A 15,614-nucleotide genomic window follows, 5' to 3' on the forward strand; every position below is an offset into this window, starting at 1 on the left:
AGCCTAGGTGCCGCCCCTGGGGGCGGCTTCAGCGTGCGTCGTCGTTGTCGTTGTCGTGGTCGTGGTTGTGGTTGTGGTCGTGGTCGTGGTCGTCGTTCTCGAGCAGCATCCCGACCGACGTCGCGCAGGCGTCGCCCCGCCATGCCTCGAGGCCCTCGCGCACCGCGAAGGCGGCGATGACGAGACCGGCGACCGCATCGGCCCACCACCAGCCGAGCAGCGAGTTCGCGACCAGCCCGACCAGCACCGCGGCGGAGAGGTAGGTGCAGATGAGGGTCTGCTTCGAGTCTGCGACCGCCGTGGCCGAACCCAGTTCTCGCCCCGCGCGGCGTTCGGCGAGGGAGAGGAACGGCATGACCGCGACGCTGATCGCGGTCAGAGCGATGCCGATCGTGCTGTGCTCGGGGCGCTCGGCCGTGACCAGCGCGGTCGCGGACGTCGCCGTCACATAGATCGCCAGTGCGAAGAAGGCGATGGCGATCACGCGCAGAGTCGGCTTCTCCCAGCGTTCCGGATCGCGGCGGGTGAACTGCCAGGCGACCGCGGCCGCGGAGAGCACCTCGATCGTGGAGTCCAGTCCGAAGCCGACGAGCGCGGCTGACGAGGCGACGGATCCGGCGGCGATCGCGATGACCGCCTCGATCAGGTTGTAGCCGATGGTGATTCCGACGATCAGGCGGATGCGGCGGTGGAGGGTCTCGCGGCGCGTCGCGGCTGCCGTGGGGGTCATCAGCAGGTGCAGCCTTCACCCGAGCAGCAGTCCGGCTCGACGATGAGCGTGACCCGCATGAGCATGTCGAGGGCTGGAGCGAGGTGGCGATCCGCGAGTCGGTAGCTGCTTCGGCGTCCGTCCGGAACGCTCTCGACGAGCCCGCATCCGCGGAGGCAGGCGAGGTGGTTCGACATGGCCTGGCGTGAGACGCCGAGCGCATCGGCCAGGTCGGCGGGGTATCGGGGCGCTTCTCGCAGTGCCAGCAGCACACCGGCCCGGGTGGCGTCCGAGAGGGCGTGCCCCAGACGGGCGACTGCTGCCGTGTGGGTGAGGGAGGCGAGAGCGGTGGTCACAGCTCAACTGTACAGAAAAGACTGAATTCAAGATATTCTGAATCCAGTCTCCTCACGAAGATCAGCGGATCGCGTACACCGCGCTTCCGACGATGACGGCGACGACGGTGGTCCAGCCGATGATGGCCAGAGCCTGCCAGAAGAGGATGCGCGCCCTGCCGATGCCGGAAGCCGCAAGCATGGTCGCGGTGAACTGCGTCGGCAACAGGAGCGGTCCGAGCAGGCTCACCCCGGGAACGCCGTAGCGCTCGAACGCACGTTGGAACTTCTCGCGACGCGCGGTGCCGCGACCAGTGTCGGCCGCATCCGCGGCCGGCTCGTCGATCGTGCCGCCGCCGGCACCGGCGAGCGCCGCGGTCTTGGCTCGCGAACGGTTCACGACGGCCTGTCGGGCTCCGGAGCTGACGATCACTACCACCAGGACGCAGAGGAAGTTGCCCACGATCGCGGCGATCGCGGCTATCACCGGAGAGATGCCGCCGATGATGCCGATGCTCACCGCCCCTTCACCCTCGATGAAGGGGATCGCGCCGGCGAGGGCGACGATGAGCGGCTGCACGAGTTCGGGGACCTGGGCCACCAGGTTCTGGAAGGTCTCGATGAGGTTCATGGGATACTCCCGGTTGTCGGTGCGATCGGAGTCTCCGATGCGATGACTCCAGTCCAGCCGAATGCTCCCTTCGGCGGCAGTGTCGGCCCGTCATCGCTTCCCGGGCAGATCGCACGACGCGTCCGTGACAACTGTCACGGCCCTATCGTGGGGAGCGTGAGCAGTCGTATCGAGCCCCCTGCCCCCGTCGGGCCGAGTCCGGGAGCGAGGCAGTTGTCGCGGGGTGTGACCGCGACCTGGTGGTACACGGCGTCCGCAGTCATCATGTTCGAACTCGCGCTTGTCGCTGCGTGGACGGTCACCACGCTCGCGGTCGACCTCCGGGGTATCGGCGGTGTGATCGTCGGAGGCGGTGGAATCCTCTGGGTCGCCTCCACAGTCTCGCTGCTCCTCGACTATCGGCATCGTCTGGACGCGGAGCCGGGTGTGCGTTGGATGCGCCTCGGCGCACCGCTCCTCATCGCGGTCGCCTATGGTGCGGCTGCCGGCGGCTTGATCGGGAGCTGGCAGCTCGCCCTCATGCCCATCGTGTAGTCGATCGTGCTGCTGAACTGGCAGCCGGGTGTCCGATACAAGGTCGTCATCGCTGCGACGGTCGTCCTGGCCGCCCTCGCAGTGGTCGACTCGCATCTCGACGTCGCTTCCGAGGTGCCCTTCCTCTTCACCGCCGCCTACACCGTCTTCCTCCCCGTGATGACGGTCACCTCGCTGTGGTGGTGGGATGTCTTGATCACCCTCGATCGCGCCAGGGCCTCCGAGGCTCGGCTCGCCGCCACGCAGGAACGCCTCCGGGTGGCGACCGACGTGCACGACCTGCAGGGGCATCACCTCCAGGTCATCGCGCTGCAGCTGGAGCTCGCCGAGCGTCTGCTGCCGAGTGACGCCGATGCGGGGATCGAGCAACTCCGTGCGGCGCGGATCAGCGTCGACGAGGCGCGACAGGGGACCAGAGACCTCGCGACGCGCTTCCGCTCCGTGCCGCTGGGAGACGAACTCGCCAACGCCCGTGATCTCCTGACGGCGGCCGGCCTCGATGTGGGAGCCACGATCGATGCGGATGCGAACGCCGCACCGGCATCCGCCCTCGGTCCGGTCATCAGGGAGACGACGACGAACGTTCTCCGACACGGCGGCGGACGGTATGCACGCCTCCTGCTGGGTCGCGTCGGCGACGACTGGCGCTATGAGATCGCGAATGATGTCGCGGTCGACGCCGATATCGAGCACGACGGATCGGGCCTCGACGGTGTGCGGCGGCGGATCGAGGAAGCGCGCGGAACTCTCGATGTCCGGCGTGAGGCCACCGAATTCGTCGTCGTCGTCACTGTGCCGATGGGATCGGAGGAGGCTCGATGATCCGGGTGCTGCTCGCCGATGACGAGGCGATGATCCGATCCGCGCTCGCAGCCCTCCTCCGGTTGGAAGACGATATCGAGGTCATCGCCGAGTGCGAGGACGGCGAGCAGGCGGTCGTCGAGGCTCTGCGACTTCAGCCGGATGTGTGTCTGCTGGACCTCGAGATGCCGGGGCTCGACGGCGTGCAGGTGGCCGAGAAGCTGCACAGGGCGATCGCGACGCGGTGCGTGGTCGTCACCCGTCACGCGCGTCCAGGCGTGCTGCGCCGTGCCCTGGCCTCGGGTGTCTCCGGCTTCCTGCCGAAGTCCCGTGGGGCCGACGAGGTCGCCGCTGTCATCCGCCGGGTCGCGGCTGGCGCCCGCTATGTCGATCCGGAGATCGCCGCCGATGCGCTGAGCGACGAGCGCTCACCGCTCACGGACCGCGAGCTCGACGTGCTGCGTGCCGGTCGGCGTGGGGAGACGACCGGCCAGATCGCACGGGCGCTCTCACTCGCCCCGGGGACGGTGCGCAACCATATCTCCGTCATCCTCGGGAAGCTCTCGGTCGGAACCCGTCAGCAGGCCGTGCTGATGGCCGAGGAGCGCGGCTGGATCTGAGGGCGGATATGCTGGCAGGCATGGGAACAATATGCGCAGCGCCCGTGATGGGGCGCACTCTCGTGTTCCGCGACCGCCGCGCCTGACGGCGCGCTCGCTCTCCGCACGCATCTGCGCGCCGTCCACCGAGATGTCATCGCACCTCGGGACGGGCAGTCCTCACTGACGCCTCTTCGCGTCGTCTCCCTCCTCCGAGGTGCTCCGATTCTTCTTCTGGAGCGCACTCATGCCTCGTTCAATCCATGGCGGCCGTCACGAACTCGGCCAGAACTTCCTCACCCACCGCCCGACCCTGACCCGCATCGCCGCCCTCGTCGGTCGTACCTCGGGCTCGATCCTCGAACTCGGCTGCGGCGACGGAGCGCTCACTCGCGTGCTCGCGGATCTGGGCAGACCGCTCACCGCGATCGACGTCGACGAGCACCGCGTGCACCGATTGCGCAGGGCATTGCCCGGTGTGCGCATCGAGATCGCCGACGCCACACGGCACCCGCTCGATGCGGACACCGTGGTCGGCAACATCCCCTTCCACGTGACGACGCCCATCCTGCGGCGCCTGCTCTCGGGCGACCGCTGGAACGAGGCGGTGCTGCTCACGCAATGGGAGGTGGCGCGCAAGCGCGCCGGTGTGGGCGGCGCGACCATGATGACGGCGCAGTCCGCGCCGTGGTTCGAGTTCGCCCTGGAAGGGCGCGTCCCCGCGTGGGGTTTCTCACCGCAGCCGAGTGTCGACGGCGGTCTGCTCGCCATCACCCGTCGGGGGTCGCCTCTCGTCGCGGTATCGGATCGGCAGCGGTACGAGGCGTTCGTCCGCGAGATGTTCACGGGCCGAGGGGGGAGCCTCGCCGCGGTCGTGGCCGCCGCCGCACGCATCCCTATGGGCAAGGCCCGGCGGGCAGTGGCGGTAGCCGGGGCGAGGGAGTGTCGCCTTCCCCGTGAGCTGCGACCGGAGCACTGGGCAGCGCTCTGGCATCAGCTCTGCCGCGGTTGACGTGTCGAGGCCGTCGAGCTGGTCGTGCGCTCGATGGCCTCGATCGGCGGCGTTCCTCAGCGGTCGAGCACCTCACGAAGACGCGCGGCGAACTCCCCGGGGTGATCGACGAATCCGGTGTGGTCGCCGGGGAACCGGGTCGGCTCGACTCCGAGCCGTTCCCCGAGCGCAGTCGTCGTGCGTTCGCACAGCTGGCCGACCGACTCCCGGCCGATTCCGAGCACGAGGTCGACCGTGCGCGCTCGCAGTGCCTCCAGGTCGGGCTCCCAGCGCACGCTGGCCGGAAGCTCGTGACGGAACCAGAACTGTTCGTCGGCGTGATGCTGCGGATCGACCTCGCCGCCGAACCACTGGACGAGCGCCTCCTCGGGCATCGGGATGTTCGCCTGCGCGAAGAAGAGCCTCCAGGCGCCGACGCGGTCGCCGGAGAGCGCCGCCGACCGGAGTTCGTCGGTGAGGCGGCGCTGTTCGACGCGGTCGGGCAGCAGTTCCAGGAGTGGGGGTTCGTGGGCGATGACGACGGATACGAGGTCGCCGTGCGCCTGCAGGACCGCCAGGCTGGTCACGGCGCCGCCGCTGGAGCCGAAGACGCTCGCGGGTCCGCGATCGACGTGCTCGATGAGCGCCGCGAGATCATCGGCGCGCTGCTCGGGACTGGAGCCCTGCGAGCGGTCGTGCAGGATGCTCCGTTTGACCCCGCGCGGGTCGGTGGTGAGGACGGTGTGATCGGTGGCGAGCTCGTCGGCGAAGGGAGCGAAGGCGTCGGCATCCATCGGCGCGCCGATCAGGACGAGCAGCGGTCCCTCGCCGCGGAGCTCGTAGTGCAGACGGACATCGGCGAGGTCGAGCGCGGCCGTGGTGGTGTTCATGGGGTGCTCCTTGTCAGCGAGATGGTGATCGTGCCCGGTAAGGGATGCCACCATCCAGGGTTGCGCCGGAAGCGGCGGGGCGCCATACCCTCTCCCCGCGAGATCGCTCCTCCGCGCCGTGATCGTTCGGCCGGTCTGCGTGTCCGGAACGGGCGGTACTCTCGACGCATGTCGGCTTTCGGAACGCTCGCGACTCCGGTCGGCGTCGTCGGAGTCGTCAGCGACGGTGGGGCGATCACCCGCGTCACGTGGCGGTCGACTCCGCCCGACGGGAGTGTGGTGGTGTCCGAGCCGGGCGCCGATCCGCTGCTCACGGAAGCTCTCGCGCAACTCCGAGCCTATTTCGACGGCAGGCTGCGGTGCTTCGACGTGCCGGTCGACCTCGGCGTGCCGACCGCGGCGACCAGAGCTGTGCTCCTTGCCCTGCACGAGACCGTCGCGCAGGGTGAGACGATCACGTACGGCGGCTTGGCCGCACGCAGCGAAACCGCGGTGCCCGCCAGGGGGATCGGCTCGATCATGGGAGCCAACCCCGTGCCCTTGATCGTCCCCTGCCACCGGGTCGTCGCCGGCGACGGACTCGGCGGCTATTCGGGCGGCGACGTCGGTCGCGGGCTCGAGACCAAGCGTTGGCTGCTGGAGCACGAAGGGGCACTGCCCACCTCGCTGTTCTGAGTGCAGCGCCCGCCTCCGTCATCGCGTCAACTCGACGGGGAACACCCTGCGAGAATGGACGGGCCGAGTCCCGAGCCGAGGAGCCAACGTGCAGTTCATCTCCACCCGCGGCGGCATGCAGCCGCAGTCGTTCAGCGAGACGCTTCTGGAGGGCCTCGCGCCCGACGGCGGACTGGCGGTGCCCGAGGTCATGCCGACAGTCGATGGCGAGATGCTCGAGCGCTGGCGTGCGCTGACGTATCCGCAACTCGCGACCGAGGTGCTCGGGCTGTTCGCCACCGACATCCCCCGTGCAGACCTGGCCAGGATGACGGATGCCGCCTACGCCGACTTCCCCGACGGTGTGGTGCCGCTGCGCGCGATCGATGACGACCTGACGCTCGTCGGGCTCTCCGAAGGACCGACGCTCGCGTTCAAGGACATGGCCATGCAGTTCCTCGGCCAGGTGCTCGAGTACACGCTGGAGCGCAACGACGCGGTGCTCAACATCCTCGGCGCCACCTCGGGAGACACCGGCTCGGCGGCGGAGCACGCGCTGCGCGGCAAGGAGCGCGTCGCCGTGTTCATGCTGTCGCCGCAGGGCCGCATGAGCGCGTTCCAGCGGGCGCAGATGTTCTCGCTCGATGACGCGAATGTGCACAACATCGCGGTCGAAGGCGTCTTCGACGACTGCCAGAACCTGGTGAAGAAGCTCGCCGGTGACCTCGACTTCAAGCGCGCCCAGCACCTCGGCGCGGTGAACTCCATCAACCTGGCACGCATCACGGCGCAGACCGTCTACTACTTCTGGGCCTGGCTGCGGGCGACGGATGCCGGAGGCTGGACAGAGCTGTCGTTCACGGTGCCCTCCGGGAACTTCGGCAACATCCTGTCCGGTTTCTTCGCGAAGCAGATGGGACTCCCGATCCGTCGTCTCGTGCTCGCAGCTAACGAGAACAACGTGCTGGACGAGTTCTTCCGCACGGGCGTCTACCGACCGCGTAGCGCCGCTCAGACCCTCGCCACGTCGAGTCCCTCGATGGACATCTCGAAGGCGTCCAACCTGGAGCGCTTCATCTTCGAGCTCGTCGGCCGCGACCCCGCTCGCGTCGTCGGCGCCTGGGACGATCTGGAGGCGCAGGGCCACTTCGACTTCTCCGCCGACAAGGAGCGCTTCCTCGAAGAGTTCGGCATCGTCAGCGGCACGTCGACGCACGCGGATCGACTGGCGACCATCCGCGCGGTGTACGAGGCGACCGGCGAGGTCATCGACCCGCACACGGCCGACGGTGTCAAGGTCGCCCGCGAGTATGTCGAGCCCGGCGTGCCGATGCTCGTGCTCGAGACCGCGAAGCCCGAGAAGTTCGCAGAGACGATCCACGAGGCCATCGGTGTCGAGCTCGGCTACGCGCCGGAGCTGCAGGAGATGCTCGATGCGCCTCAGCACGTGACCGAGATGGGCGACGACGAGCAGGCCCTGCGCGCCTTCATCGAGACCAACGCGCTGCACTGACTCCGCGCGCCCCCGGCCGTCCTCGAGACCCACGCCTGGCGCCGAGACCCACTCCTGCCCGCGTCGGCAGGAGGGGGTCTCGGCGTTGAGCGTGGGTCTCGGCGTCGTTCTTGGACAAGAGACAGGCGAGGGAGAGGAACCTGAGGTGTGCGACCTGCACATCCTCGCGTGATTCTCGTGCGATATGCACATGTCGGGGCCGTGGGAAGCGTCGCTACTGTGGCGCACAACCCGTCCTCCTCCTCCCGAAGGATCCTCATGGCACGCACGGCGCACGCAGACGACTTCGCGCTCTCCCGAGTGACTCCGGAGGCCCGCAAACCCTGGTTCGGAATCGCCGTGCAGCGATTCGGACAGGTCTCGGCCCTCTCGCAGTTCCTCCTCGGCGCGACCCTCGGCTACAGCATGACCTTCGGCGAGGCCGTCCTCGCCTTCCTGTTCGGCTCGCTCATCCTCGAGGTGATCATGTGCGTGGTCGGCTTCATCGGCCAGCGCGAAGGCCTGAACACCGCACTCCTCGCCCGCTGGACCGGCTTCGGCGAGATCGGAGCCTCGCTGGTCGGCCTCGCGATCGGCATCAGCCTGATCGGCTGGTTCGGCATCCAGTCGGCCATCTCCGCCCAGTCTCTCGACGCGCTCATGCCCGGTGCCCTGCCGGTGTGGGCCTGGAGCCTCATCTTCGGTCTCGCCGTCACCGCGATCGTGGCCTTCGGGTTCGTGGGGATGCAGTGGCTCGCGAACATCACCGTGCCGCTGTTCCTCATCCTGGTCGGCTGGTCGGTCATCTCCGAGCTCACCCGCCACGACATCGGCGAACTGCTCACCGGTCCTGCCCCAGGCCCGACCATGAGCGTCTGGGCCGGGACCGGCATCGTCGCCGGCGGTCTCATCGTCGGTGCGATCATCACCGGTGACATGACCCGCTTCAACCGCTCCCGCGCCGACGTCGTCAAGCAGACCGTGGTCGGCGTCTCGCTCGGTGAGTTCGTGATCGGCCTCGCCGGCGTGCTGCTCGCCCACGCGGCCGCCAGCGGCGACATCGTCGCGATCGTGACCTCGTCGGTCGGCTTCATCGGTCTGTTCATCGTGCTCACCGGCACCCTGAAGATCAACGACTGGAACCTGTACTCCTCCACGCTGGGGCTCGTGAACTTCATCTCGACCGCGTTCGGCAAGAACCTGCACCGCGTCACGACGACCATCGTGCTGGGCATCGTCGGGTCCGTGCTCGCCGCAGTCGGCATCCTCGGCCAGTTCACCGAGTTCCTGATCGTGCTCAGCGTCGCATTCCCGCCGATCGCCGGGATCATGGTCGCCGAGTACTACATCGTGCGTCGCTGGCGCCCCGAGCTCGACGCCACCCGAGAAGCCGGCACATTGCCGGCGACGGCACCGCGCATCGTGCCCGCGACCATCGTCGTCTGGCTCGTCTCGGCACTCGTCGGATACTTCGTCACGTGGGGCATCCCGTCCCTGCTCAGTCTCTTCCTCTCCATGGTGCTGTACATCGTGGCGGGCAAGCTCGGCTGGGTGCGCGGGGTCGGAGTCGCCACGACGCGACAGGCGGCCCCGATCGAAGAAGCGGCAGCAGCGGCCTGACCGGCCCCGAGACAGACATCCCCTCACCGGAAAGCGAGAATCATGCACATCGGCATCGACGTCGGCGGCACCAACACCGATGCCGTCCTCATGGACGGCACCCGCACCCTGGCGGGGGTGAAGCACTCGACCACACCCGATGTGACGAGCGGCATCATCCAGGCGATCGAGGATCTGCGGGTCGGACACGCCTTCGCCGGTGCGGACATCGACGCCGTGATGATCGGCACGACGCACTTCATCAACGCCCTGGTGCAGGCCAGCCGTCTCGCGCCCGTCGCCGCCCTGCGCCTCGGACTTCCGGCGACGCGCGCACTGCCGCCGCTGGTCGACTGGCCGGAGGTGCTGGTCGAGGCGACCCAGGCCCGCAGCTACCTCGCGCACGGTGGCTACGAGTTCGACGGCAGGCCGATCTCGCCCCTCGACCCCGAGGAGATCCGCGCGCACGCCGAGGACATGAAGGCGCACGGCATCCGCTCGGTCGCCATCTCCTCGGTCTTCAGCCCGGTCAACCACGACCTCGAAGTGCAGGCCGCCGAGATCGTCGCGTCGGTGCTGGGGGACGATGCCGCCATCTCGTTGTCGCACGAGATCGGACGGATCGGGCTGCTGGAGCGCGAGAACGCGACGATCATCAACGCCGCGCTCCGTGAGCTCGCCTCCGAGATCGTCGACGGGCTCACCTCGGCGGTGCGTGCCCAGGGCATCGCGGCGCCGATCTTCCTCAGCCAGAACGACGGCACGCTCATGGACGAGGAGTACGTGCGCCGCTACCCGGTCGCCACCTTCGCCTCCGGACCGACGAACTCGATGCGCGGAGCAGCGGCCACCAGCGGTCTCGACGACTGTGCCGTGATCGATGTCGGCGGCACGACCGCCGACATCGGACTGCTGATCAACGGCTTCCCCCGGGAGACGGCGAACGAGGTGAAGGTCGCCGGCATCCGCACCAACTTCCGGATGCCGGACGTGCTCTCCCTCGGCATCGGCGGCGGCAGCATCGTCGATGAGGAGACCGCGGAGGTCGGACCGGCATCGGTGGGGTATCGGCTGACCACCGAGGCCCTGGTCTTCGGCGGTTCCACGCTCACCGCCACGGACATCGCGGTGGCCGCGGGTCGCGCCCAGGTGGGCGATGCGAGCAGGGTCGCACACCTCGACCCCGTGTTCGTGCAGCGAGTGCTCGCCCGCATCGCCGAGCGCGTTTCCGAAGCAGTCGACCGCATGCGCACCTCGCCGGAGCCCATCGCCGTGGTGGCCGTCGGCGGCGGATCCATCCTGCTCCCCGACGAGCTGCCCCTGTTCGGCACCGTGCACCGACCGGAGAACTACGCGGTCGCGAACGCCATCGGCGCATCGATCGCCCAGGTCGGCGGCGAGATCGACAAGGTCTATGCGATCGAGCCCGGTCGTCGCGATGAGACGATCGCCGAAGTCCGCGCGGAAGCCGTCGACAAGGCGATCGCGGCGGGTGCGAAACCCTCGACGGTATCGATCATCGACTTCGACGAGGTTCCGATCCCGTACCTCCCCGGCAACGCCACGCGCATCCGCGTGAAGGCCGTCGGCGACCTTGACATGGGGGCGTGACATGAGCTGGACCATCACGTCTGCGCACATCGACGGACTCGCCCGCGGTGCTGCCGTCCTCGGCACGGGTGGGGGAGGAGACCCCTACATCGGAGCACTCCTCGCCCGTCAGGCGCTGGCCGCCGGTGAGGTCACGGTCGTGGGCCTCGACGAGGTGCCGGACGACGCTCTCGTGCTGTTCGTCGCGATGATGGGCGCACCGACCGTCATGGTGGAGAAGCTGCCGAGTCTCGCCGAGGTCGTCGAGCCGGTCAAGGCGCTCAGCATCCATCTCGGCCGTCCGATCACCCACATCGCGTGCGCCGAGGTCGGCGGAGTCAACTCGACCATCCCGATCGCGGCCGCCGCAGCACTCGGTCTGCCGCTCGTCGACGCCGACGGGATGGGACGTGCCTTCCCCGAGCTGCAGATGGTGCTCCCGACCCTCTACGGGGTGACCGCCTCCCCTCTCGCGTTCAGCGACGAGAAGGGCAACACCGGCGTGCTGCAGACGGTCGACAACTCCTGGACGGAGCGCATCGCCCGCGTGGCCTGCGTGGAGATGGGCTGCTCGGTCATGATCTCCGGGTTCTCGATGTCGGGTTCCGCCGCACGTGAGTCGCTGGTGGCGGGCTCGCTCTCCCGATGCATCGAGATCGGCGAGCGCATCACGGCGGCGCGGGACGCGAAGACGGACCCGGTCGAGGGCGTCGTCGATCTGCTCGGCGGGCGTGAGCTGTTCGACGGCAAGGTGGTCGACGTGCACCGGGCCACCACGACCGGCTTCGCCCGGGGACGCGCGCGCATCGACGGCGACGGCGGGGCGACGCTGACCCTGCAGTTCCAGAACGAGCATCTGGTGGCGGAAGCCGACGGCGTCGTCCTCGCGACCACGCCCGACCTGATCATGGTGCTCGACGGCGAGTCGGGTGAGCCGATCACGACCGAGGCGCTGCGCTACGGACAGCGGGTGCGGGTGATCGCGGCTCCGGCCGACGAGCGCTGGCATTCGCAGGCGGCGCTCGCGATGGTCGGCCCCGGGTACTTCGGGTACGACATGGATGCGCACCGCTTCGACGGCAGCGTCTCCGTCGGAACCGCTGCGGCGGGAGCCGCCGTATGAGCTGGCAGCTCACGGCCGCCGACCTGCCCGACCTCGCCAGGGGCGCGACGCTGCTCGGTACCGGTGGGGGAGGCGATCCGTACATCGGCAAGATGCTCGTCGAGCGCGTTCTCGGCGAGGGCAGCATCACGATCCTCGACCCGGATGAGCTCCCCGACGATCTGTTCGTGATCCCGACCGCGCAGATGGGGGCGCCGACCGTGATGATCGAGAAGATCCCCGCGGGCACGGAGCCCACCCTGGCGCTGCGCACGCTCGAAGAGCACCTGGGGCGCAAGGCCGATGCGACGATGCCGATCGAATGCGGTGGCATCAACTCCATGATCCCGCTCATCGTCGCCGCGGAGACCGGGCTTCCCGTGGTCGACGCCGACGGCATGGGACGGGCGTTTCCCGAGCTGTCGATGGAGACCTTCGCCGTGTACGGCGTGCACGGATCGCCTCTCGCCCTCGCCGGCGAACGGGGCGAGAAGGTCGTGATCGACACGGGCGACGACGACCGGCAGATGGAGTGGCTCGCCCGCGGGATCACCATCCGTCTCGGCGGCGTCGGGCACATCGCCGAGTACGCGATGACCGGAGCCGACGTGCGGAGGACGGCCGTGCCACGCACGATCTCGATGGCGCTCGCGCTCGGTCGCGCGATCCGCCTCGCGCGCGAGGAGCATCGCTCGCCGTTCGAGGCGATCGCCCGCACGCTCTCGACCACCCTGTACCCGCACCTGCGCGAACTCTGCGTCGGCAAGGTCGTCGACGTCGAACGCCGCACGACCGAGGGATTCGCGAAGGGGCGAGCCGTCATCGCACCGCTGGGCGCGGACGAGGGCGACACGTTCGAGATCTCGTTCCAGAACGAGAACCTCATCGCGCACCGCGGCGATACGCTCGTCGCGATCGTCCCCGACCTGATCTGCGTGGTCGATCACGAGACGGCCGAGCCCATCACGACGGAAGGGCTCCGGTACGGTCAGCGCGTCCGGGTACTGGGTATCTCCACTCCGGAGATGATGCGCACGTCCGATGCCCTCGCCGCCTTCGGACCTTCGGCGTTCGGCCTCGCAGCGGAGTTCGCTCCGATCGAAGCGCTGGCCGCGGGTGAGGGCGTTTCTCCCTAGGCTGGAGCGCATGATGCTGCAGCGCGACGACCTCACGGCGCTCGCCCGCGGCTATGCGCTCCTCGGCTCCGGCGGCGGTGGCTCGACGACCATGCTCGAGCTGATGCTCGCCGGAGCCGAGGGCTGGCCGATCGAGGTCTCACCGGTCGCGGCGCTGGACCCGGCAACGCCATGCCTGGGTGTCGCCTTCGTCGGCTCCACGATGCTGCTCGGTGAGCGGCTCCCCGGGGCGAACCCGTTCGCCCGGCTGCTGGGCGCGGTCGAACGCTGGATCGGCCATCCGGTGCCGGCCGTCTGCTCTCTCGAGGGCGGGGGCATGAACGGCCTCGCTCCGCTGACGCTCGCAGGTTCACACGTGATCGTCGACGCGGACTGCACCGGTCGCGCAGTGCCCGGCCTCGACCAGATGTCGCTGTTCGTGGATCAGGTGCCCGGTCTCGTGTTCGCGTGCGACACGGGGTCCGACGGCGTCGCGCTCGTCGAGGCGCACCGCGCGATCGACGCCGAGAGGGTGGTGCGGTCGGCGATCGTGCAGGCGGGCGGGGTCGGATGTGCCGTGCTCGGCGGGTTCACGGTCGGCGATCTGACGGAGCACGCGATCGGTGGACACCTCGCCTACGCGCTCGAACTGGGCCGGGCCTACCTCGCAGCCTCGGCAGCACCCCTCCCTCTGCTCGCGGACGTCCTCGGGGCGGAACTGCTCGCCGAGGGTCGCATCATCTCGGTATCGCCCTGGGCGCACGATCCACACGTGAACGCGGTGGAGATCAGCGGTCTCACCGGCGCAGTCCATCGCGTGGTCAGCCGCTCCGAGACCCTCGCGGTGCTCACGGATGGCCGTCTCGTGGCGTCGGCGCCGGAGATCATCGTGGTCGTCGACGCGATATCGCGCGAGATCCTCGAGGTGACCGAGCTCCGGCTCGCGCGCACGGTGGCGGTGCTCGCGATCCCGGCGCCTCCCTGGTGGAACGCCAGAGCGGACCGACGCGCGAAGGTGCTGCCCTCGGCGTACGGCCTCGAGGGTGTGGACGCCGCGTGAACGAGAGACTGCAGCTGAGCGCGCTGCTCGCCCACTCCGAGAACGGCGCCCTCAGGCGTGTCGCCGGACCCGCGGATGCGCTGTGGGATGCCGTCGCGGTGGGGGCGAGTGAGGCAGAGCTGGTCGAAGCCGGCACCGGCCGACTCGCGATCATCACGGCGGCAGCGCCGACATCGACCTGGCAGCAGGATGCACTGCTGCGCCGCCTGCGTGATCGCGGGTACTCGGGGCTCGCCCTCCCTGGAGCCGCCTCGTTCGACGCGGGCGCGTTCCGCCTCGCAGACCGTATCGGCCTCTGCCTGCTCGATGTCGAGCGACCGATCCAGCTCGCGAGGGCCTGCTGGATGCTGATCGAGGCGCGGGATGCGTTGACGCTCAGTCAGGTGCGCAAGGTCGCCCAGTCCTTCGAGTACGCCGCCGATGACCTGGCCGACCTGCTTGGCCACATCGCTGCGAACCTCGGCGTCGGAGCTGCGCTGATCGACTCGTCCGGCGTGCTCCAGGAGGCGGGTGCTCACCTGGACGAGCGGCTGCACGCCGCGATCGGCTTCGAATCCTGGCTGGATCGGACGAGCATCGGGGATGCTGCGGCCGCATCGGTGCGCGTGGACAGCCCGGGGCGCAGCGGTCTGCGGCTCGTGCTGTTCGGCCGGGGGCTCGGTGAGGCGCAGGTGCAGTCGCTGTCCGTCGCGGCCGAGGTCGCGATGCCCGCCGTCGCCGCACGCATCCTGATCGACGAGGTGGCGGCCGTGAACGACGTCGCGGTGTCGTCCGGACTGCTGCGGGACTTCGTCGACCTGCACGGTGCGGCGGATGCCGACGTCGAACGACGGATGCTCGAGCGCGGGTGGCGCACCAGCGGACATCACCTCGGCTTCCGGATGGTGGCACGGGGCCGCCTCGACTCCTTCTCGCTGCTGCGTACGGTCAGCGCCGGCCTCAGCGCTATCGACGGCGAGGCGCATGCGACGACGGCCGGTCGTGGACTGAGCGGGTGGCTGACCTTCGCCGAGTCGCCGGATCCGGATCAGGTGGAGCGGGCCGTCGCCGCTCTGCGGGACCTGCATCTCGGGGTGCTGCGCGATTTCGCCGTCGCCACCGGGGTCGGCTCGCTCCAGGGCGGTTCGGAAGGCCTCGCAACGACGCTCGACGAGGCGGGCGACGCGGCGCGCATCGCGGCATCGCGGTCGGCGACGGGATGGTTCGTACGGGTGGACAGTCTCGGACTGGAGCAGCTCCTTCTCGCGTGGACCGGCAACGACACGTTCGTTCCCGCGGCGGAATCGCTGTTGGCTCCGCTGCGGGAGGGAGGCGGCGAACTGCTCGTCACGCTCTCGGCCTACCTCGACCACGAATCGGGCATCGCCGCGACCGCGGCTGCGCTGGGCCTGCACCGCAACACCGTGACCATGCGGATCAGACGCGTGCAGGAGCTTCTCGGGATCGATCTAACCGACCCGGAGGCGCGCCTCGCCCTGCACCTCGCGTGTCGCGCGGTGCAGCCGCGTTGAG

The 15,614-nt window shown here is 69.2% G+C and carries 16 protein-coding genes; 12 read left to right on the forward strand and 4 right to left on the reverse strand.

Annotated features, from left to right (window positions below; all coding sequences use genetic code 11):
• Positions 1 to 28: 28 nt before the first annotated feature.
• From ILP86_RS13945 to ILP86_RS13955, 3 genes are all read right to left on the reverse strand, one after another.
• Entirely contained in the window at positions 29 to 730 is a 702-nt protein-coding gene (locus ILP86_RS13945) for a cation transporter (RefSeq protein WP_113681534.1), read from the reverse strand.
• Positions 730 to 1,065 carry a helix-turn-helix transcriptional regulator gene (locus ILP86_RS13950; protein ID WP_058630426.1) on the reverse strand — a complete coding sequence of 112 codons (336 nt, stop codon included), beginning with the start codon at positions 1,063 to 1,065 and terminating at the stop codon, positions 730 to 732. The genes ILP86_RS13945 and ILP86_RS13950 overlap by 1 nt, the downstream gene beginning before the upstream one ends.
• A gap of 61 nt (positions 1,066 to 1,126) precedes the next feature.
• Entirely contained in the window at positions 1,127 to 1,675 is a 549-nt protein-coding gene (locus tag ILP86_RS13955) for a hypothetical protein (RefSeq protein ID WP_058630427.1), read from the reverse strand.
• A gap of 156 nt (positions 1,676 to 1,831) precedes the next feature.
• Here ILP86_RS13955 and ILP86_RS19630 point away from each other — a divergent pair, with 156 nt between their 5' ends.
• From ILP86_RS19630 to ILP86_RS13970, 4 genes are all read left to right on the forward strand, one after another.
• Positions 1,832 to 2,209, forward strand: coding sequence for a hypothetical protein (locus tag ILP86_RS19630; protein ID WP_227751273.1), 378 nt, complete (start codon positions 1,832 to 1,834; stop codon positions 2,207 to 2,209).
• A 6-nt stretch (positions 2,210 to 2,215) separates the two neighbouring features.
• Positions 2,216 to 3,031, forward strand: a complete 816-nt coding sequence (locus ILP86_RS19635; protein WP_308431944.1) for a histidine kinase — start codon at positions 2,216 to 2,218, stop codon at positions 3,029 to 3,031.
• Complete coding sequence (locus tag ILP86_RS13965) at positions 3,028 to 3,630, forward strand: response regulator transcription factor (RefSeq protein ID WP_046747263.1); 603 nt, start codon at positions 3,028 to 3,030, stop codon at positions 3,628 to 3,630. Before ILP86_RS19635 ends, ILP86_RS13965 begins: the two co-directional genes overlap by 4 nt.
• A 226-nt stretch (positions 3,631 to 3,856) precedes the next feature.
• Entirely contained in the window at positions 3,857 to 4,621 is a 765-nt protein-coding gene (locus tag ILP86_RS13970) for an rRNA adenine dimethyltransferase family protein (RefSeq protein ID WP_193762249.1), read from the forward strand.
• A 56-nt stretch (positions 4,622 to 4,677) separates the two neighbouring features.
• On the opposite strand, the gene ILP86_RS13975 is transcribed toward ILP86_RS13970, so the two are convergent.
• Positions 4,678 to 5,490, reverse strand: a complete 813-nt coding sequence (locus ILP86_RS13975; RefSeq protein WP_193762250.1) for an alpha/beta fold hydrolase — start codon at positions 5,488 to 5,490, stop codon at positions 4,678 to 4,680.
• 168 nt (positions 5,491 to 5,658) lie between these two features.
• On the opposite strand from ILP86_RS13975, the gene ILP86_RS13980 reads away from it, so the two are divergent.
• The 8 genes from ILP86_RS13980 (at position 5,659) to ILP86_RS14015 (ending at position 15,613) form a co-directional block, all read left to right on the forward strand.
• Positions 5,659 to 6,165 (forward strand): methylated-DNA--[protein]-cysteine S-methyltransferase, encoded by a 507-nt coding sequence (locus ILP86_RS13980; RefSeq protein ID WP_193762251.1) that lies wholly within the window; start codon positions 5,659 to 5,661, stop codon positions 6,163 to 6,165.
• Between the two features lie 88 nt (positions 6,166 to 6,253).
• Positions 6,254 to 7,657 carry a threonine synthase gene (gene thrC, locus ILP86_RS13985; RefSeq protein WP_193762252.1) on the forward strand — a complete coding sequence of 468 codons (1,404 nt, stop codon included), beginning with the start codon at positions 6,254 to 6,256 and terminating at the stop codon, positions 7,655 to 7,657.
• Positions 7,658 to 7,915: 258 nt separating this feature from the next.
• Entirely contained in the window at positions 7,916 to 9,256 is a 1,341-nt protein-coding gene (locus tag ILP86_RS13990; protein WP_113681528.1) for a cytosine permease, read from the forward strand.
• 42 nt (positions 9,257 to 9,298) lie between these two features.
• Positions 9,299 to 10,846: a hydantoinase/oxoprolinase N-terminal domain-containing protein gene (locus ILP86_RS13995; protein WP_193762253.1), complete on the forward strand. Its 1,548-nt coding sequence runs from the start codon at positions 9,299 to 9,301 to the stop codon at positions 10,844 to 10,846.
• Position 10,847: 1 nt separating this feature from the next.
• Positions 10,848 to 11,948, forward strand: coding sequence for a DUF917 domain-containing protein (locus ILP86_RS14000; protein ID WP_127011824.1), 1,101 nt, complete (start codon positions 10,848 to 10,850; stop codon positions 11,946 to 11,948).
• Positions 11,945 to 13,063, forward strand: coding sequence for a DUF917 domain-containing protein (locus tag ILP86_RS14005; RefSeq protein ID WP_193762254.1), 1,119 nt, complete (start codon positions 11,945 to 11,947; stop codon positions 13,061 to 13,063). The genes ILP86_RS14000 and ILP86_RS14005 overlap by 4 nt, the downstream gene beginning before the upstream one ends.
• A gap of 10 nt (positions 13,064 to 13,073) precedes the next feature.
• Positions 13,074 to 14,102: a DUF917 family protein gene (locus ILP86_RS14010; protein WP_046747272.1), complete on the forward strand. Its 1,029-nt coding sequence runs from the start codon at positions 13,074 to 13,076 to the stop codon at positions 14,100 to 14,102.
• Positions 14,099 to 15,613 (forward strand): CdaR family transcriptional regulator, encoded by a 1,515-nt coding sequence (locus tag ILP86_RS14015; RefSeq protein ID WP_058630436.1) that lies wholly within the window; start codon positions 14,099 to 14,101, stop codon positions 15,611 to 15,613. The genes ILP86_RS14010 and ILP86_RS14015 overlap by 4 nt, the downstream gene beginning before the upstream one ends.
• Position 15,614: the final 1 nt, after the last annotated feature.

Origin of the sequence: Microbacterium sp. R1 (assembly GCF_015159725.1) — a bacterium.
Taxonomy (GTDB): Bacteria; Actinomycetota; Actinomycetes; order Actinomycetales; family Microbacteriaceae; genus Microbacterium; species Microbacterium oxydans.

What these genes read in the sequence shown, in the direction of transcription:
- ILP86_RS14000 (WP_127011824.1), top strand. Translation starts at nt 10,848, where the DNA reads ATGAGCTGGACCATCACGTCTGCGCACATCGACGGACTCGCCCGCGGT.
- ILP86_RS13965 (WP_046747263.1), top strand. Translation starts at nt 3,028, where the DNA reads ATGATCCGGGTGCTGCTCGCCGATGACGAGGCGATGATCCGATCCGCG.
- ILP86_RS14010 (WP_046747272.1), top strand. Translation starts at nt 13,074, where the DNA reads ATGATGCTGCAGCGCGACGACCTCACGGCGCTCGCCCGCGGCTATGCG.
- ILP86_RS13975 (WP_193762250.1), bottom strand. Translation starts at nt 5,490, where the DNA reads ATGAACACCACCACGGCCGCGCTCGACCTCGCCGATGTCCGTCTGCAC.
- ILP86_RS13995 (WP_193762253.1), top strand. Translation starts at nt 9,299, where the DNA reads ATGCACATCGGCATCGACGTCGGCGGCACCAACACCGATGCCGTCCTC.
- ILP86_RS13945 (WP_113681534.1), bottom strand. Translation starts at nt 730, where the DNA reads ATGACCCCCACGGCAGCCGCGACGCGCCGCGAGACCCTCCACCGCCGC.
- ILP86_RS13955 (WP_058630427.1), bottom strand. Translation starts at nt 1,675, where the DNA reads ATGAACCTCATCGAGACCTTCCAGAACCTGGTGGCCCAGGTCCCCGAA.
- ILP86_RS13980 (WP_193762251.1), top strand. Translation starts at nt 5,659, where the DNA reads ATGTCGGCTTTCGGAACGCTCGCGACTCCGGTCGGCGTCGTCGGAGTC.
- ILP86_RS13970 (WP_193762249.1), top strand. Translation starts at nt 3,857, where the DNA reads ATGCCTCGTTCAATCCATGGCGGCCGTCACGAACTCGGCCAGAACTTC.
- ILP86_RS13990 (WP_113681528.1), top strand. Translation starts at nt 7,916, where the DNA reads ATGGCACGCACGGCGCACGCAGACGACTTCGCGCTCTCCCGAGTGACT.
- ILP86_RS14005 (WP_193762254.1), top strand. Translation starts at nt 11,945, where the DNA reads ATGAGCTGGCAGCTCACGGCCGCCGACCTGCCCGACCTCGCCAGGGGC.